17 protein-coding genes and 2 pseudogenes are annotated in these 18,172 nt (G+C 67.2%); 7 read left to right on the forward strand and 12 right to left on the reverse strand.

The genetic code is table 11. From position 1 onward, the window contains the following. Window positions 1-261: 261 nt before the first annotated feature. From TN53_RS38250 to TN53_RS47590, 3 genes are read left to right on the forward strand one after another with little or no spacing between them, the layout of a single operon-like run. Window positions 262-720 (forward strand): hypothetical protein, encoded by a 459-nt coding sequence (locus TN53_RS38250; protein ID WP_046263455.1) that lies wholly within the window; start codon window positions 262-264, stop codon window positions 718-720. Between the two features lie 4 nt (window positions 721-724). Continuing rightward, window positions 725-3,022, forward strand: coding sequence for a hypothetical protein (locus TN53_RS38255; protein ID WP_046263456.1), 2,298 nt, complete (start codon window positions 725-727; stop codon window positions 3,020-3,022). 58 nt (window positions 3,023-3,080) lie between these two features. Beyond that, a complete protein-coding gene (locus TN53_RS47590; RefSeq protein WP_159038240.1) occupies window positions 3,081-3,734 on the forward strand; it encodes a hypothetical protein in 654 nt (217 codons plus the stop codon). A gap of 390 nt (window positions 3,735-4,124) precedes the next feature. Here the strand turns inward: TN53_RS47590 and TN53_RS49235 are convergent, their stop codons facing one another. The 11 genes from TN53_RS49235 to eccB form a co-directional block, all read right to left on the reverse strand. Then, a complete protein-coding gene (locus TN53_RS49235) occupies window positions 4,125-4,457 on the reverse strand; it encodes a DUF397 domain-containing protein (RefSeq protein WP_324609646.1) in 333 nt (110 codons plus the stop codon). 144 nt (window positions 4,458-4,601) lie between these two features. Next, the gene (locus TN53_RS38260) at window positions 4,602-4,904 is read right to left on the reverse strand and encodes a WXG100 family type VII secretion target (protein ID WP_046263457.1); all 303 of its coding nucleotides are present in this window, start codon (window positions 4,902-4,904) and stop codon (window positions 4,602-4,604) included. A gap of 77 nt (window positions 4,905-4,981) precedes the next feature. Next, window positions 4,982-5,320 carry a WXG100 family type VII secretion target gene (locus TN53_RS38265; protein ID WP_046263458.1) on the reverse strand — a complete coding sequence of 113 codons (339 nt, stop codon included), beginning with the start codon at window positions 5,318-5,320 and terminating at the stop codon, window positions 4,982-4,984. Window positions 5,321-5,465: 145 nt separating this feature from the next. Further along, window positions 5,466-6,635: a S8 family serine peptidase gene (locus TN53_RS46050; RefSeq protein ID WP_095046957.1), complete on the reverse strand. Its 1,170-nt coding sequence runs from the start codon at window positions 6,633-6,635 to the stop codon at window positions 5,466-5,468. 133 nt (window positions 6,636-6,768) lie between these two features. Next, window positions 6,769-8,469, reverse strand: coding sequence for a hypothetical protein (locus TN53_RS47595; RefSeq protein ID WP_159038241.1), 1,701 nt, complete (start codon window positions 8,467-8,469; stop codon window positions 6,769-6,771). Next, window positions 8,469-8,987, reverse strand: a complete 519-nt coding sequence (locus TN53_RS38280) for a hypothetical protein (RefSeq protein WP_234441798.1) — start codon at window positions 8,985-8,987, stop codon at window positions 8,469-8,471. Before TN53_RS38280 ends, TN53_RS47595 begins: the two co-directional genes overlap by 1 nt. Window positions 8,988-9,288: 301 nt before the next feature. Next, entirely contained in the window at window positions 9,289-10,302 is a 1,014-nt protein-coding gene (locus tag TN53_RS38285; protein WP_052745383.1) for a DUF6183 family protein, read from the reverse strand. 127 nt (window positions 10,303-10,429) lie between these two features. Then, on the reverse strand, window positions 10,430-10,879 hold the full coding sequence (locus TN53_RS38290; protein WP_159038242.1) for a hypothetical protein: 450 nt from the start codon (window positions 10,877-10,879) through the stop codon (window positions 10,430-10,432). Then, complete coding sequence (locus tag TN53_RS47600) at window positions 10,876-11,034, reverse strand: hypothetical protein (RefSeq protein ID WP_159038243.1); 159 nt, start codon at window positions 11,032-11,034, stop codon at window positions 10,876-10,878. Before TN53_RS47600 ends, TN53_RS38290 begins: the two co-directional genes overlap by 4 nt. Further along, a complete protein-coding gene (mycP, locus tag TN53_RS38295; protein ID WP_420719157.1) occupies window positions 11,031-12,275 on the reverse strand; it encodes a type VII secretion-associated serine protease mycosin in 1,245 nt (414 codons plus the stop codon). The genes TN53_RS47600 and mycP overlap by 4 nt, the downstream gene beginning before the upstream one ends. A gap of 14 nt (window positions 12,276-12,289) precedes the next feature. Further along, window positions 12,290-13,816, reverse strand: a complete 1,527-nt coding sequence (eccB, locus tag TN53_RS38300; protein ID WP_046263462.1) for a type VII secretion protein EccB — start codon at window positions 13,814-13,816, stop codon at window positions 12,290-12,292. A gap of 209 nt (window positions 13,817-14,025) precedes the next feature. Here eccB and eccE point away from each other — a divergent pair, with 209 nt between their 5' ends. From eccE to TN53_RS49665, 3 genes and pseudogenes are all read left to right on the forward strand, one after another. Beyond that, the gene (gene eccE, locus TN53_RS38305; protein ID WP_199924727.1) at window positions 14,026-15,372 is read left to right on the forward strand and encodes a type VII secretion protein EccE; all 1,347 of its coding nucleotides are present in this window, start codon (window positions 14,026-14,028) and stop codon (window positions 15,370-15,372) included. Then, window positions 15,369-16,169, forward strand: a complete 801-nt coding sequence (locus TN53_RS38310; RefSeq protein ID WP_046263463.1) for a hypothetical protein — start codon at window positions 15,369-15,371, stop codon at window positions 16,167-16,169. Before eccE ends, TN53_RS38310 begins: the two co-directional genes overlap by 4 nt. 381 nt (window positions 16,170-16,550) lie before the next feature. Beyond that, a pseudogene (locus TN53_RS49665) lies at window positions 16,551-16,631 on the forward strand (SCO5717 family growth-regulating ATPase); the annotation flags it as partial. A 23-nt stretch (window positions 16,632-16,654) separates the two neighbouring features. Here the strand turns inward: TN53_RS49665 and TN53_RS49670 are convergent. Beyond that, window positions 16,655-17,077 (reverse strand): BatC protein, encoded by a 423-nt coding sequence (locus TN53_RS49670; protein WP_159038244.1) that lies wholly within the window; start codon window positions 17,075-17,077, stop codon window positions 16,655-16,657. Between the two features lie 103 nt (window positions 17,078-17,180). On the opposite strand from TN53_RS49670, the pseudogene TN53_RS49675 reads away from it, so the two are divergent. After that, a pseudogene (locus TN53_RS49675) lies at window positions 17,181-18,172 on the forward strand (hypothetical protein); the annotation flags it as partial.

Here is an 18,172-nt window from a genome sequence, read left to right on the forward strand (position 1 = left end):
GCGTAGGGGGAGGCCGTTGGTGCAGGTGGGGGTGGTGGCGGAGAGCATGTACTGAGTCGGGTTATGTCAGCCGCGGGCATCGCGAGGTGGCCTGGGCCTGGCTCCGCTTGCTTCAGACCCTGGGCGGTGACCTGTGGAAGGTTCGGTGGAATCCGTGAACTCGCTTGATCAGGGTTCATGGAGTTGATCAGTTGGTAGCTTGGCGGAACTGGCCCGTCCGGTGCTGCGGGCTTCACGGGGAAACGGGGAAGGTGACCACGGGTGGCGTGGGACGAGTGGGAGCAACTCAAAGCGAAGGCTGCGAGCGGTCAATCGACGCACATGCAGCTAAACCAGATGCCCGCGGATCCGAGCGGCGGTACGGGCACCAAAGACGCATGGGGTGACCTCAGAGCCAGCCAGAAGGATCTCTCGGCGATCGGCAAGGCGGCCCACGATTTGTTCCAGGACTTCGAACGCTACAGCGACCATGCTCGCGTCGCCTCACTGGCCGCAGCGAGCGGTCTTGCGAGCGAGGGCTTCGCACTGGGCGGTGCGCTCAGTCATGTCGCCGAACGCTGGGTGGACCAGGTCCAGTCCCTCCTCGACGCCTGTGCGCACATCTCCAACCACCTGCGCTTCACCAAGAACCAGCACGCCGCTGACGAGACATACATCTCCACCACGCTCAGCAGCATCTCCACTCTGGACGCGGGCTTCGACGAGCGGAAGGGCAGCTGAGCCGATGGATTTTGACGCACTCCGCTTCGGGAACTTCTCCAAACTCGGTGAGGCAATCACCGACTGGGAACAGATGGCTAAGCGCCTCGGTGAGCTCAAAGAGGAAGCGGAACGCAACCTCAAGACCAAGGCCGACAAGGCTGACTGGGCCGGCGTCAACGCCACGGTCAGCCGCGAGTTCGTGAACAAGACCGCTGGGGAGTTCGCCGACGCCCATGCACAGGCCCACTCGATCGCCAAGATCCTCATGGACACCCGCGACGAACTCAACTCCTACCGCACCCAGCTCACCGACGCCATCGATCGAGGACTGAAGAAGAACCTCACGGCGATGGACACGGGCAAGGGCACGTTCACCGTCACGATGAACATCCACCCCGACCGCGCCGCCAAGGGCACCGACGTCCCCGAACACACCCAACAGGACGTGGACACCTTCCGGGACGAGCTCCAGGGGATTCTCACCAAGGCCACAGAGAGCGACACCACCGCGGCCAAGGTGCTCAAGCTTCTCGTGGACCAATCGAAGTACGGCTTCTCCGGTGCCAGTTACGAGAGCCGAGACGACGCAGCCGAGGCCATCGCGGACGCCGACAAGCTGGCCAAGATCCTCGCGAAGAACCCCCATGACGTGACGACCACGGAGCTTGCTTCACTCAACTCCACCCTGGCCAAGTACAAGAACGACCCTCTCTTCGCTGAGGAATTCGCCACTCAGGTCGGACCCAAGAAGGTACTCACGTTCTGGGCCGGTATCGCCGATCCCTACCAGGGCCAGTACGACCCCGATCGCTCCAAGCAGGCCAAGCAGCTCCAGAAGAACCTCGGCATCACCATCGGTCAGGCCACGCTCTCCGACACCGACAAGATGCAGAGCTGGGAAAAGCAGATGATCAAACTCGGCCCCGGCCAGCTCGGCATCGACGACGCAAGCAATCCGACCGGTTACGCGGTCATGAGCAATCTGATGCGCTTCGGCGACTACGACGATCAGTTCCTCAACGACTACGGAGACAAGCTCCTCGCCTACGACAAGCAGGTCAACGGCGAGGGCATCAACCTGTGGGTGAACAACGCGAATCAGGGTGACCTGAACTACTGGGGTTACAAGAACGACCGGGGGCGTGACCCTGTGACGGGGTTCCTGGAGGCGCTGGGGCACAATCCCGGTGCCTCAGAACAGTTCTTCGCCCGGCCCGATGTCACGGAATACACCATCGGTGACCGGGACACCGTCAACAAGGCCTCCGAGATCAACGAGCATCTCAAGTACCTGACGCAGGACCGGGTTTGGGTGTCCGACGCCACGATGGGAGGTGACCACGACTACGTTGCGGGGCGCAACGCGCTCGGCCGCGCGCTGGAGGCGGCCACGACCGGCTACTCGTCCGACGTCGACGCAAAGACCGTCGTGGCAGGCGACCAACGCTCTGCGGCAACAGCCAGCGTCATGGAACAGGTCGTCTACCTCTACGGAGGCGAAGACGGGCCCAAGATGCTGCATGACCAACCCGAACTTGCAGACAGTCTGGGCAAGATGGCTGGTGCGTATATCGATGACATCGATTACGAACTGTCCGGCATGGGCGACCACAGCAAGGACGCGGGCGACTTCCCAGCTCGATACGCCGGGCGGGCACAATTCGGGAACCAGGGAGCCATCGATTTCCTGAGCGTTCTTGGACAGAGCGAAGATTCACACAAAGCAGTAACTACTGCGCAACACCTTTACACCCTGAGCCTATTGGACTCTCACCCCCCCACGAGTGATGCCAACATGAACCACGCTCGGGACGCCATGACGATCGGCGCGGAAGCCCGCGGAATCCTGGACCACTCCCGTGTGCAACAAGCAGAGACGACCTACGGCGAGAACTCCTCGGATGCCAACAAGGCACTGGCTCGATCAGCGGACTGGAAGAAACTGATGGTAGGGGCCGTCGTCGCAGGTGGGGTCGCAGCTATTCCCTTGCCTGGTTCAACGGCAGCCGCGCTAGTGATCGCCCCTCTCGCCGCGGACACACTCGTTGACGCAGCCAACACACTGGTCGGACATGAAATCGACAAGGCCACCGACGATGCCGAAGCCGACTCGATGGGTCAGTCGCAGATGACCAGCCGTGATTTCTATGGTCAGGGCACCAACAACCTTGGAGAGACTTACAGCTCATACTTCAAGGACCACCCGGAGGCAGAGGAAAAGGCTGACGATGATCAGTGGCTCGACGATACGAAACAAACCTACCTGGGAACGGGTTCAAACGAGAACGACTATCGGGGCCGGCCTCCCTACAAGGACTGAGTGAGGACAGAGAATGCGTCGAGTACCAGTACGCATCGCACGCAGCGCAGCTGTCTGCATGACAGCCGCGGTAACCTTTGCCGCCGGTTGCAGCAATAACTCCGAAGGAGGAGGTTCTAAGGAGCCGAACGCAGGCGTAGCTGCGAACAAGATTTGCGACGGCACACTGGACACCTCAGCTGCAGCGGCGCTGCAACGCCTGTCTGGTACGAAGCAGTTCGATGAGCTCACCGGAACAAACGAAGCGGGCGAGTCCAACACGTTCTCCGTGGACAGGGCAATTAAGCACCTGCATGACTCCTACTCGCAGCGGGGCACATGCTGGGTCTACAAGACTGGCGATGACAGTGGGCGCCCTCTTCTCGAGGTACGGTTTAGTGCAACCCGTAGCCACCCCTCAAGCTCTGAAGAAGAAGAATCCAGCACCGACACGGTCGAATATCCTGTGGGCGTTTTTGCACGAACTTCCCGTTACGGCGCAGATCTCTTCTTCCGTTGCCCAACCAAGGCAACCACCGACGATGCACACGTCGGCGATACGGACTATGTGAAGGCGGAGATGTATTCCGCGACTGGCAAGATGACCGGCGGCAGCGTCAGCAAAGACCGTATGACTGTCCTTAATTCGATGGCCAGAGCAGTCGCCGACGCTGGTGGCTGCGCCTCTGCAGCGGCGCTACCCATGCAGATTCCCGCGGGGAAGGCCCACTGATAGGAACTATGCAGTGGCTTCGAGGGACTGCCCCAGCGTGAGGAGCCCTGATGAAAGACGACGAAATATACGGTCGCATTTGGGTCGAGATTCGGCTCGATTTTTCGGCACGGCCCTGTGCCGAGGAAATCGCCTCGCTGAGGTACCGGCTACTGGCGAGCGGAAGAAATTCTCAGCGGTGCTCGCGCTCGTCTTTCGGCGTGACGATGGCAGGTGGGCCCCGCCGTCGAACCGAGCAAACCATCTAGCGGTTGCGGGCGGGCGGCTCGGCATTGTTCCGATGGTGAGCTATCTCCCCCTCCGGCGTCGCCCCCAGCTCTGGCCCCTCCCTGGACGCCCTGCCGCCCTATCTGGCTCTGCCCCACCACCGCCTCCCGATTGCGCCTCGGGCTATCTCTGTGTGACGGCGTTGACGGACGCGGCAAAAGCAGCAGCGGAGACGATTAGTTTGTCCCCGCCAAGAGCTTTTGAGTCGCGCACCGCCACTTGGGTTCGGTGAGCGGCCACCTCAACACACTCGTTACCTTCGTCAGCGCTGTAGCCGTTTCTCAGCCCAGGCGCGGGAGATGATCGCCGCTCCTGGGCTGGCGGCAACGGAACTCGGCGCACCAGCCGCACAGTTGGTCGAATAGATGCGCGACGATCTCCCTGGGCGCTCCCCCATGAACCCGCCAGCACCTCTGTACACCCCGCAGCCCTGCACCGCCTCGCAGGCGTCGCCACCCGCTGATGAACTCGTGCGAGGTGCCTCTACATCCGATCGCTTTCGAGTCTGTCCAACGAACACGAACTCTCCGAACAGCACGGAGGGCACCGGGGTGGGCACCTCCCGTGCGTGCCCACCCCGGTGCTGCGTACTGAGCGCTCCTACATGAAGTAGCTGGCGCCCTTCAGGTCACCGCCGCGGTAGTCACCGCCGGCCGCATGGACCTTCTGGGAGATCTGGACCAGCGCCTGGTGGATGGCGGAGGCGTGGCTGTCCCACTCCTTGGCCCGCTTGGCGAACTCGTCGTGGGCCTCGCCGGCCCAGCCGCCGGACACGTCGAGCACGGACTTCTTCAGGGCCTCGAGGTCCTCCTCGAGCTTTTTGGCCTGGTTGCCGAGCTCGGTGGCGAGCGCGTCCATGACGCCGTACGTGACGGCGAGTTCGCCGTAGTGGACTCCGGACATGCTTCCCTCAATTCATTGACGATTTCAGCCGGACTACTCAGCCCGGAAAATAGCGTGGCTCAATGCCGCCGATGGGCTCAGTAGCTGTTGAGCGCCGAGGTCTTGCCGCCGAGGTCCTCCACCGAGATCTTGGTGATGTCGGCGTGGATCTGGTCCTCAAGGACGCCCTTGTCCCTGGTGTTCAACTTCACGCCCTCGAGGAAGCCGTCGAGCATGCGGCCGATCGCGGCCATGTGGGTGTTGATTTCCGACTGCTTCGTGTTGAAGGCGTTGGCGCCTTGACCAGTCCAGGCCTTCTCGATCATGTCGATCGTTCCCTGAAGCTGTGCCAGCGTGTTCCTGACCGAGTCGTACCGGTCGATAATCGCCGTCTGAAGGACTTGGGCATGATCGTCACTAAACTTACGGTCAACCATTTCGCCACTCCTTTTCGTGAGAGCTGGGGTTCGGGTCAGCGCGTCACTGGCTGATGGCACGCTGGTCGTCGCGCTTCCGTGCGGATGCGGTCGGGCCGCGTCTGAACGGTTGTGTGTGATTGGTCAGTCGGTTGAGCGCGGGCTGTCAGGCGCCTCGTCGTGAACGGATCACGGCGAAAGCACCGCCTCCGAGCAGCAGTACGGCCGCCGCGGCTCCGAGAGCCACCCACAAAGTGGTGTTGTCAGATGAGTCGGCGCTTGATCCTGCCGCCGATGTCTGGCCGCCTGAAGTGTCCTTCTCGGGCTGTGACGAGGCTGATGCGGACGTAGAAGGGGAGCCGCCTGTGTCATCCGTGACGCCCGCCGCGTTCTCCTTGGCGAGCGGGTCAGTTTGGGCTGAACCAGGGTTGAAGTCGCTGTTCTCCAGCACCTTGCGGGGGCGGATCAGGCCGTAGCCGAGGTACGTGCTCGGGTCGTCCTTCGCCCAGTCTCGGCCGGCGGTGTCGATGAGGCTGGCGAGGACCTGGTTGGCAGTCCAGTCGGGGTGGTTGGACCAAATGAGGGCGGCGGAGGCGGAGGCGATGGCTGTGGCCATGCTCGTTCCCTCGCCGAGGCAGTACGAACGGAACGTGTTGTCGCACCACGTGGGCGTGTCCAGGCCAGGGGAGGCCAGGTCAACATAGTTGCCATTAGTCGAGAACTTGCCGACTGTTCCGGACTTGTCCGCTGCGGCTACGCCCACGACGTAAGGGTAGGAAGCCGGGTAACCGGTAAAGTTCTTCCCCTCGGCATCGTTGCCCGTAGCGGCAATCATCAACTTCCCCTTGGAATTGGCGTACTTGAATGCCGCCCTCACATCGGGAAAGTCAAGGGACCCTCCATATGACATGCTGATGATCTTTGCATCGCTGTCAGCGATGGCTCTGATAACTGCTGCTTCATTAGGGGCTTTTTCCCGTTCGCTCTTACTCTTGAGTCCCTTGAGCGAGATCCGGTACGGAACAATTTTCGCCCCTGGAGCGATTCCCTTCAGGCCGCCACCGGCACCAGAGCCAGCGATGATTTCCGCCATGCTCGTCCCGTGGCCCAGGTAGTCCTCAGTGGCCTTGTAGCCAACTGCTTTTGGTACCTCGTCACCGAGGACCTGGCCCTTCAACGAAGGAGTGTTGGGGTTGACTCCGGTATCGACAACGGCCACCTTGATGCCCTTACCGGTACTTACCTTCCACATCTCTTCGGCCTTCATCGCCGACAGGTACCACTGCTGGGACTGGACGTCGGCGGCCGCCGCGCTCGGAGTCAGGCCTGCCGACATTACGGCCAGAGCACCCAGCGCTGAACAGACGGCAGCAACCCGTCTCCCGTTTCGTCCCGCGAAAGGCACGCTCCACCCGCCCCGTCCTCTGATCCTTGCCAACATGCCTCTGTCTGTCCTCGCTCTTGTCCGGTCAGTCGGTTGACGACGGCCCGTCACGCCGCTCGTCACGGCGCGAACGCGTTCTTCCAGAACCCTGGTTGCCCGCCGAGCCACGCGGTACGCCGCGGGTGCCGCCGGGCGTCTGTCCATCGTTCGTGGTCCGGGAAGCCCCTCGCCCAGGTGCTGCCCTGGGTGTTCCAAGCACGCCGTCAGAACTGCCGGCTGGACGGCGAGGTGCCTGCCCCGCGCCCGGCGTCGATGCCGGTGCCCCGATCACCCCTCGCTGGCCGGGCCTCTCGCCCGCAGGGCGCGCGGCGGATGGTGCCCCCTCACCTCCGATGACATTGCCTCGCAGCGTCCTGGGACCACTGACACCAGACGCGGCTCCCGTTACGGGCTTACCACCGAGAACGCCATTGGTAGGACGCCCGCCTCCCGCACGCGCGGGGTTCGTGGCACCCATGCCGGTGACAGGACCACGCGGGACGCTGCCGGTCGACTTGGCCGCCGCTCCCCCAGCCTTCGGCACCCCGCCGACTACGCCTCGTCCCATCGGACCAGGCGTACGGCCGGATGCCTGCCCAGGCGCGGTAGTGCGTCCCATCGGGCCCGTACCTGTGCGCGCAGCAGGGGCGCGATCGGACACACCGCCGCCTCGCCCCTGTGCCGAGGCGGGAGCCTTGCTCCGTGGTACACCGCCGAAGCCAGAAGTGCGCCCAGCTAGACCTCTCCCAGCGGGCGGCGCAGCAACGGGGGCGACGGGAGCAGTCGTTCCCACCGGAGTGATGCTGGGACCCGTCGTCGACGGCGGTGCAGCAGGCGTCGGCTTCATGGTTTCCTGCGGCGGCAACGTACCGACGCTGTCGATCTCTGTACCGACGTTCGGCGTCGGAGAGGCAGATGCGTCCACATTCTTGTGCGACGGCAGTTGCTCGCCGGAATGCGCCCCTTTCACCCCGGCGTCCACCGCACTGTTGCTTGCGATGCCTGAATCATTGGAGCTCGAGAGTGATCTCTGCCGAGGCATCGACTCACGCGGGTCCTTAAAGTCCGGCGGCGGCGCCGGCACCCCCACGTCCGGCATCTTAGGAAACACCGGCTCCTCAGCCCGCTGCATCTCCGCCCCCGACACCGTGTAGAACGAAGCCAACCGATACATCTGGTTGATCGCTTCCTGCCGGTCGCCCTCCGCCTTCACAGCCGCCGTGTACTCGTCATTGGCGTCGACCCGCTTCGCCTCGGGAATGTCATCGACGGCCTTGGGGTCGGTCCGCGTGTCACGCGGTGGCATGGACTTGCGCACGGACGCGAGCCCGGAGCTCGCCGCCATGACCTGCGTGCCCACCACATCCGCGTAACCGGCGAGGCCCAGTGCCGTGGTGACCAGGTCCATGCCCCAGTCGTAGAACGCGGTGTGGGCGTCGCCTTCCCAGTCGACCTTGCCGAGGTTGCGGCTGAGTTCGTCGGCGGCGTCGTTGATGGCGTCGCGGGCGGCGACGAGGGACGTGCCCGCGTTCTCCAGGAGTTCCGGGTTCGCGGACTCGACGATGTCGATCATCTGGTTGAGGTCGTGGCCCTCGAAGTTGGTCTTGCCGAAGTGGAAGCCCGTGCCGGAGCCCCCGAAGGGGTTCAGCTTGGTCATATCCATGACGGCGTCGAGGGTGCCGTTCTGGTGTGCGGCTTCCTGGTGTTCCGGCTTGTAGGGGTCCTGGTGGTTCTTCTCGCCGCTCATCAGTACCCCGCGTCGGTGTGGTCGGCCTTGTTGTCGCGCTTCAGCTGTTCATGCAGCATCTCGTCGCGCGACTGGTTGACCTCGGCCCGGATCTCGTGGAACCGGTAGCGCTGTTCGTCTTCGAGGTTGTCGAAGGTGACGTCAACCCCGTGAACGGCGATCTGCATCGCCTCCAGCTGCAGGCCGAGCGACTTGGACAGCGAGGTGATGCGCTCGTGGACGCGTTCGTACTCCAGGTGGAGTGTCTGCGCCTCGGGGAAGTTGCCCGTGCCGAACGCATGTTGCGGCAGGCTGTGGGCGGCGACCTTCGACGAACCACCCGCTGAGCCCTCGAGGGTGGTGAGGAGGTCGTCCACGCGCTTCTTGAAGGTCGAAAGCGCATCCAGTCCACGCCGCACGTCGGCGGCGCCACCGCCCATGTCTGCAGGACGCACGAAGCCTGCCCTCCCCGTTGTTTCCCCGTTTGCGAAGCCATCGAGTGCCGCGCGGATGGTGTCGCTGTTCGTTGGGCGATGCACTCTTCTACCAGTGTAGTCATTGTGTAAATCGTGGCCAACTGAACTTTGTGTGGGGTCAGTTACGAGACGGTCGAGGCTGGAACGGAACGACTGTCGCAAAATCGCTCACCTCGCCCTGAAGGCAGCCAAGTTGAGCGCTCTCCGCCCTGTCGGCAAGCCGCCGCATGTCGACCCCGAGGATTCACCGTCAGGCCTGATTCAGCCTTTGCTATGACGAAATCCAGCGGTCGGCGGCATGGGTACGTCGCTCCGTCCGTCACCGCGACAGCAAGGTGTCGCGGGCGGGTGCCTGACCGAGCCCTCAGTCCGTCTCCGTCGCCGCGAGTATGGCGATCCGTGTGCGGGTGAGGTCCAGGCAGGCGAAGGCGATGTCCGTCATGTCGCCGACGAACCACCTGTTGTCGGTGTACTGAGGCACCGCGAAACGCAGCCAGCAGTGGCCCGCGGCCAGGCGTACGGCGTCGTACTGAGAGGTTTCCCCAGCGATGTCCATCAGCGCGTACAGGCTTTGCCAGGTGTGCAGTCTGGCGTAGGCGCCGTACTGGGCCTCGCCCCACAAGCCGCCCCCGAAGTCCGCCGCGAAGAGTTCACGGGCCAGATCGTCGGCTGTGGTGTGGACCGTGGTGAGGGTGTCGGGGGTGAGTGCGTGCAGGCTGTCGGCGTCGAGTTCGGCGAGCAAGGCCGTGTTGAAGTCCACTCGATCGACGGGCTCGGGCAGGATGTAGAAGGCCGCCTCATATTCCGCGAGTTGACTGAAACCCCTTGCGGCCGCAGCGGCCCGTGCGTCGTCCGGTACTCGACGGGCAGCACGGCCGGCGCTGGCGCCACCCTCAGTGGGCGGTACCTCAGGGTAGGCGGCGCGCAGCGTCTCCGGGGTGTGAGAGGCAGGCGAGGAACCCTCGATCCAGCTTCCGCTGCGCATCCCGCCCTCGAAGTGAAGCGAGTTGAGCGTCAACCAGGCCGAAGGATGCCTCAGTTCGCGCAGCCGGGCGCCATAAGCCTGGTAGGGGAGGTAGTTGTCGCGGCTGCGTCCGAGGCCGAAGCGCAGCGCCATCTCGTGCAGCAGACCTGCCCGGAACTCTGTCGCGGGATCGTCCACGGAGACAGGATCATGGTCCTGGAACGGCGACCTGAGCTGCACGGTGCTCCGTCTCTGCACCAGTTGCCAGGCCATCCGTCGCGAGAGCTGCCGCCAGTCCTTGGCGTCCTGCTGTTCGGCCAGATCCTCTGCCAGGCGCACCGCCCGGTCCGTGGCCCGCTGCGTCAGACGGGACAGCTTGGCGATCACACGGCTGCTGTCGGCCGGCAGTGCCATGAAGGCGTTCGGGATCGGTGGCGGCGTAGACCTCGAGGGTGGCTTCGTTGGGGAGCTCAGGCACGCAGTCACCCTATTCGGCGGTGTTCAGCAGCCGTCCGCCCCTTCCCTCAGTCGTCGCTCAGGATCAGCACGCTCCACCCCGACTCGTCACCGCAAGCCGATACCCCGGGTAGGTCAAGCCTCCCTCTCCCCCGGTGATGCCAGGCGGCGTGTAGTCGTCCTTCTTCGAGCGGATGCGCTCCACGTGCACGCAGAACGCCGCGTCCGTGCCGCTGGCCGTAACGGTCAACTGTGCGTCGGCGTCCGTGCTGTAACTGGCCCGCTCGGCGTAGACGTCCCCCTTCGGGGCATCATCGCCGCGGTACTGGACGACCGTGTTCCCGATCAGGTCCTCGTACTCCTCGAACTCGGGGTACAGAGGGTCGCCCGATTGGTCGAGCTGGTAGGTGTAGCCGTCCAGGTCGTCCGTGGCTCCCTCTACCGCGCTGCTCAACTCGTCGTCACTCCACGACTTCTCGCTGGACAGGTCGATGCCGGCGAGGCCCTGCCAGAAGCAGATACACGCCATGGTCACGAAGACGACGCGCGCGACGACGAACGCCGGGCCGGCAGCTCCTCCCCTGACGGGTAGAGACTCGCCCGCCAGCCCCTCACCCGGTCCGACTTGACGCACGCCATGATCACCAGCACCATGCCCAGGACGACGAGCATGGTCCTGAGTTCGGTCAACGCGTCCACGCTTGCCCTTCCGCCTCTCGCCGCTTCCTGCGTCGCGCGTCCCTGATCGCCACCGCCGCCCCCCCGAGCCCAGCCACCAACACCCCCGCCCCCACCGCCACATACGTAGCCAGCCGGGCGTTGCGCTCGTCCGCCGTCTCGCCGGTCCGGAACGCCGCGGCCTCCGGGGCCTCCGCCTTCCCCAGCCCCTCCCGTGGGTTCGGCGACTCGATCGGGCTGTCGTCCTCCGTCAGCGCGCGGACCGGGTCCACCACGCCCCAGCCGACCAGGCGGTCGTGGCCCGCGAAGGTGCGCTCCGCGGTCTGTTCGATCTGGGCGACGACCTGGCGGGCCGTCCACGTCGGATGCTTCGCCTTGATCAGGGTCGCCACGCCCGCGACATACGGCGCGGAGAAGCTCGTGCCGTTGTCGGAGCAGTGGCCGCCCTTGGGGACCGTGGAGATCATGTCTACGCCGGGAGCGGCTACGCCCACGATGTCGCTGGACTGGGAGAAGGCGGCGCGTTCGTTGTTGCGGTCGGAGGCGGCTACGGCGAGGACGCCGTCGTAGGAGGCCGGGTAGGTCTTCTTGACGTTGCCGCCCAGGCCGTCGTTCCCGACCGAGGCCACGACCACGATTCCCCGCGCGAGCGCCGCCTCGACCGCCTGTTCCAGGAGGAGTGTCGGCTTCGCCGCGTTCGACGTGTCCTGGGAGATGTTGATGACGTCGGCCTTGGCGTCGATCGCGTGGTGGATCGCGGTCGCCAGGGTTTCCGCCGTGCCGTGGCCCTCCGCGTCGTTCTGCTGGATCGGGATGATCGTCGCCTCGGGGGCCAGGCCCACGAATCCGGTGCCCTTGGCCGGGCGGGCCGCGATGATGCCGGCGACCTTGGTGCCGTGGCCGACGGTGTCGGTGGTGCCGTTCTCCTTGCCGCGCTCGACGGGGTCGCCGTTGTCGTCCTTGAGGTTCTTGTCGAGCAGGTTGATGCCGGCGGCCGTGTCCACCGCAGTGGCGAGTTGCGGGTTCTTCACATCCACGCCCGTGTCGATCACCGCTACCCGTGCCCCCCTGCCCTTCGACTGGGTCCACAACTCGTCCAGTTGGACTCGCTGAAGGGACCAGGGGCGGCCCGAGTACAGGCCGTTGGGGAACGTGCACTGGTCCGAGTAGGGGAGCTTGTCCGCGGCGGCCGCGGGGGGCGTGAGGGCCGTGGCCAGGGTCACCGCCGTCGCCGTCAACGTCGTACGAATCACTGCCGGACTCCCCCTCACGATCCCTGCGGCTGGCGTGCCGCGGCCGTCGACAGGCGGGGGCCCGTGGGCAGGAACTCCGACCAGACCAGGGGGACGGGCGCCGGGGCGACGTCCTTGTAGCCGAGGCGGATCTGGGCCTGCCGGTCCTCCTGCTGGAGTTGCTCACGGTCCTTGGCCGTCGTTCCGACGCCGGCGTCGTCCGTGGCGCTGTCGGCGTTGGACTGGAGGACGTAGCGCAGACCTGTGTCGGTGACGAGGAAGACCGGGCCGGCCTTTGTCGCCTTGCCCTGGAACTGGCGGAACAGCTGGCCGGAACCTGGGGTGACGTAACCGCTGGTGGAACCCGTGGCGAGGGTCTTCGGGAAGTCGGTGCCCGCCCAGGTGCTCAGGGTCGTGGCGCCCGAGTCGGCGTCCACGTCGCGCAGCACGTTGCAGACGGTGCTGCGGCTGCCGTCGGCGTTCGAGGCCTCGTTGACGGGCGCCGGGTCGGCCGTCGGCCAGTTGTGCTCCGTGCCGAACGCCTTGCCGGGGACGATCGCGCCGGGGCTCATCTCCTTCGCCTGTCCGGCCTGGCCGAGCGGGGCCAGCTCCTCGCTGAAGAGGAGGAGTTGGGCGATGAAGGGCGATACGGGTGCCACCCGGCCGGGCAGTACGACGTAGTACTGCTCGGTGTTGTTGTCGAACGCCTTGAGCACCATGCCGACCTTGTCGGTCGCCGCGTCCAGCTGGCCGGGGGCGCCGGCCGCCGTGCCGGGCGTGGCGGTGATCTGCGGGAAGGCGATCGGGTCGCCCTGGTGCAGGGTCGCCAGCCACGCGTCGGAGACCGACTGGGGTGTGCGGCCCGAGCCCACGACGGCGCGCAGCAGCAGTTCGTCGTCCTTGCCGATGGCGTACGACGTCCCGTTCGCGTCCACGATGTAGCGCTTGCCGTCGGGAGCCCGGACGTAGAGGAGTTGGCCGCCGTGCAGGCGTTCGTCCTTGCCCTCGGTCACCTGCATGTCGCGCGCGGCAAGGACCAGGGCCGCCTTCTGGATGGAGCGGCCTCCCGCGCCGGGGCGCTCGCAGACGACCCAGCGCTTGTCACCGCCGGCCTCCGACGCGGACGGCAGGCGGTCGGGCGCGTAGGGGATGCCGATGGTGACGCCGTGCGGGATCTTCCCGCTGTCGAGCACCGACTCGGCGACGGTCACGACGTCGCCCTGGCCCTCCTCCAGGAGCAGTTTGGCGGAGGCCATGTTGAGGACCGGGTGCAGCTGGATCTTGCCGTCCGTCTTGAGTACGACGTAGCGGGTGGTGGACTTGCTGGCCACGATCACCTTGGAGTTGGGCGTGTCCCAGCCGTCCGGCGCGGTCGGCTTGAACATGCCCCAGGCTCCGAAGACCGCCATCACGACGACTCCGACGATGATGCCGGGAACGATCGCGCGCAGGGGCCGTGGGGCTCCCTCCCCCGAGCCGTCGGGTGACGACTGCAGGAAGGCCGCGAGCATGCGGCGCTTCGCGAAGGTGTAGGCATTGAGCTGATCCCGCCGAGATGCCATCTGCGCCTGTCTCTCCCCGTGTTCCACCTGGGTCGCATCGGGCGTGCAGCGGGCATCACGTGCTCTCGCGCCCTCCGATGTCAGACCGGCCCCCTACTATGCCTGGTAACCGAAGGTGCTGGTGGAGCGGGTAGGGTACCTGGGCCTTCAACAGCCTTGAATGACGCTGGAACAGCGGCGAGTTGTGTGGGGAACGGGGGGATGGAGTGATGGCTTCCGGAACACGGGCGCGGTCGCGCGGGCAGGTGCAGACCCGTCGTCCCACGGCACCGGAGCCGTCGGCGGACGGACGACGGTCCGCGCCGGGCCCGCGTCCGCCGGCATCCGGTGGATCGGCCGGCGCGGCGCTGAAGGTGCATGCCGGACAGGGGAGTTCGTCCCGACTGCAACAACTCGTCCTGTTGCAGATCGGCGCCGCCGTGCTGCTCGTCGGGTGGGCGATCGATCCCGTCGCGCTGGCACCCGCGGCCGTCGTGGCGGTGGCCCTCGTACTGATCGCGTTCGTGCATCGGCGCGGGCGTTCGCTGCCCGAATGGCTGGCTACGGCACGGCGGTTGCGCGCCCGGCAGCGGCAGGCCGCGAGCACCGACATACCGCCGGGCACCGAGCCGACCCTGGCGCTGGCGCTGGAGTTCGACCCCAGCCTGCGGACTTACACCTACGGGGGGCGGGACCGGCGTCCGGTCGGGCTCATCGGCGACGGCACCTACGTCACCACCGTCCTGCAGGTGGAGGCCGACTCAACCGCGCTGCGGGCCGAGCGCAGTCGGCAGCCGCTGCCGCTGGCCCTGGTGCGCGACACCCTCGAAGTCGACGGCATCCGGCTGGAGTCGGCACAGATCGTGCTGCACACACAGCCCGCGCCCGCACTGCACCTTCCGCAGCAGTCCGTGGCCGTCGCCAACTACGCGCCGCTGCAGGAACAGACCGGCGCTCCTGCGGTGCGCATCACCTGGATCGCCTTGAAGTTCGACCCCGAGCTGAGCCCGGAGGCCGTGGCAGCGCGCGGGGGCGGCATCGACGGAGCGCAGAAGTGCGTCGTACGTATCGCCGACCACCTCGCGAGCCGGCTGACCGGCGCCGGTTTCCGGGCGACCCTGCTGGACGAGGAGCAGTTGACCGCCGCCCTCGCCACCTCGGCCTGCGCCAACGCCCTGGTGACGGCCGAGGCCGGGCGGAGCGACGCGCGGGCGCGGCGGACGGAGGAGTCGGGACGTTACTGGCGCTGCGACAACCGCAGACACACGACGTTCTGGATCCGCCGCTGGCCCCAGTTCGGCGGCGGCCGCGCGCCGTCGCTGCCCCAGTTCGTCGCGCTGGTCACGGCGGTACCGGCGCTAGCCACCACCTTCAGCCTGACGCTCGCCCGCGGGGAGCGGCAGGAAGTCTCGCTCTCCGGGCATCTGCGGGTGACCGGACGCAGCGACGACGAACTGGTCGCGGCCCGCCGCGCGTTGCAGGGTGCCGCACGGCACACGGGTGCGGGCCTCGCTCGGCTCGACCGGGAGCAACTGCCCGCCCTTCTCGCCACACTGCCCCTCGGAGGTGTCCGGTGACGACGACCAACACGCGGCCCCTCAGCGGAGGCGGACCGGGAGCGTACGGCGCCCCGGACGAGCCACGCCCCTCGGCGGCCGAGCGGGCACGCCCCCGGCTAGCGAACGGATTCGGCCTGATCGGTCCACGACACGGCAGACACACCCTGTCCGCGGAGGCGCTGGACACCCTCGCCCTCCCCATCGGTGACGACGGGGTGGTCATCGGCGTCGACGCACAGGGGGCGCCGGCGGTGCTGGGGCTCAACCGGCCGACACCGTACGACGTCGTGCTCATCGGCGGCCTGTGGACGGCTCAGGTGGTCGCGCTGCGGGCGGCGGCCACGGGTGCGCGGGTGGCGGTGGAGACGGCCCGGGCTCAGGCGTGGGAGCAGCTGGTGCACGCCATGGGCGGCGGACAGAACGGGCTGGCCGTGTACGACGTCGGTCGGGTGCCGCCGCAGGGCGCGTCCGCGGGTACGCCGGTGCTGGTGGTCCGGGACTGCGGTATGCGTCCGCCGCGTGGGCGAGTCGTGTCCGGGCCGTGGCAGTCGGTACTGACTCTGCTGCCCTATCTGAGCCCCGTCGCTCCTCGGTTGCTGCGTCAGTCGCGGCTCGCCGGCATCCAGCGGATATCGCCGGACGAGGCCGCACATCTGGGGCGCACGATGGCACTGCCGCAAACGGACGTCGAGGCGCTGCCGACACTGGCCGACGGGGTCACGCTCTGGTGTGCCGACCGCGATCGTCATTATGTGATGACTCAGCCCACTGATGCCGAGATCGGATTGTTGGGTTCGCCGCGGCGGATGGACTGAGCCGCCCGACGGACAACCGATATTGGGCGATTGTGAACGGTTCACACCTTCTCTCATGCCCTCACGTTCACCGCTCTCTGCGGTTTTCGTCACCGAAGTGGCGTACTTGACGCCTGTTCCCGGCCATATGTGACGCGACGGACGCTCTCTGAGGGGTGGACGGGCCTGCCGGGTCGGCCCTTGTGGTGATTAGGCTGGGACAAGGCGCGACGCCAGAACCCGTGGACCGGGCGTCGGCGCCCCAGGGGGAGCCGGTGGATCGGACTGCTCGAACCATTCGAGCCGCTCGGGTCTGATCGGACTGCCCTCGTACGACTTTGGACGACAACACATGGTCGACCCGGCACGGCATGAGGGTGCTCGACCACACCAGGAGGAATTGTGAGCAGCGATCGGGACGGGATCCGCGGGGGCTGGGCCACACCCGGCGATGACCAGCCCGACGCGGAGTCGGACATCGAGATGACCGGCGAGTTCACCATCGACTACGCGCCGCCCGCCTGGTACACGCAGAACGCGTCGGCGGGTCCGGGTGCGAACGACGGGGGGAACTCCGCGGGCTCGGCGGGCTCGTCCAGTGCCTCGGGCTCGGCGGGTACGGCACCCGCGTCCGGTACGCCCGCTGCCACGCCCCCCGCTGTGGACTGGTCCGCCTCCTCGCTGCCGGGTTTGACTCCTCCGGCCCATGCTTCCCCGGCACCCGGGGCTCCGTTCACGCCGCCGGCGCCGCCGTCCGCCGTCCCGGGAGCCCCTTTCACGCCGCCCGCGCCCGGTCCCGGCGCCCCCTTCACGCCGCCCGCGCCCGGTCCGGGGGCGACCTTCACTCCCCCGGCGCCGCCTTCCTCCGGTCCGGGGGCTCCCGTTACGCCGCCGGCACCGCCGTCCGCCGGTCCAGGGGCGCCGTTCACGCCGCCGCCTTCCTCCGGCCCCGGGGCTCCGTTCACCCCGCCCGCGCCGGCTCCCGGTGCACCCTTCACGCCGGCCACTCCGCCGAGCGGGGGGCCGGGTGCCGTGCCCAGGCTTCCGGTGGGGAGCGGGTTCGAGCCGCAGCAGCCGCAGGCGCAGGCCGCGGAGCCGTCGCAGCCGGAGGTCCGGACCGAGGCCCCCGCCGCGGACGCCGGTTCTCCGACCGCCGTACCGAGCAGCCCTGGGCCCCAGTCCCCGTGGGCCGCCCCCGCGGCGACGCCTTCGGCGTCCCCGTCGAGCTTCACGCTGCCCCCGCCGGTCCCGGCACCCGCGCCCGAGGCTTCTCCCGTCCCCGCCGCGGCCGACTCCGGCTCCGCCGAGCCCGCCGTCCCGGCCGCCGAAGAGCCGGAGTCCGGCAACGGTGACCTGGAGAGCGGCGCCACCATGCGGTTCTCCGCCGTGGCTCTCAAGCGCGAGATCGCCGAGCGCGCGGTGGCTGCCGATGCGCCGGTGCCGCTCGACGACGACTCCGAAACGGCTTCCGAAGAGGCCGACGGAGAAGAGGCCGACGGAGCGGGGGCGGATGCCTTCGCGGAGCCCTCGCCGACTTCCGGCGACGACACCGGCACGTCCGACGCGGGTACGGGCCCGGAGAGCGACGCCGATGCCGAGGGTGCGGCTGACGAGGACGGAACTGCTGCGGCCGAGGCCGGCCTGGACGAAGCCGAAGCGGACGCCGAAGCGGCGGATGCCGTGGCCGTCGTGGACGCCTCCGACGACACGGCGGATGCCTACAGCGAGGCCCCGCTGTCCCAGGACGCCGACATCGAGGCCACCCCGGCGACCGAGCCGGCGGACGCCGACGCCGAGGACGTCGCGGTGATCGAGCCGGTGGACGCCGGTTCCGACGAGGCAACCGAGCCGGAGGGCGCCGCACCCCAGGACGCCGCCTCGGTGGTTGCCGAGCCGACGGACGAGGACGCGGACACGGCCGAGGACACGGCCGACGAAGAGCCGGCGGACGCCGAGCCGGTGGACGCCGTACCGACCGACGCGGAGCCCTTGGACGCCGTACCCGCGGACACGGCCCCCGAGGC

The organism is Streptomyces sp. WM6386, from assembly GCF_000972385.1.
Lineage (GTDB): Bacteria > Actinomycetota > Actinomycetes > Streptomycetales > Streptomycetaceae > Streptomyces.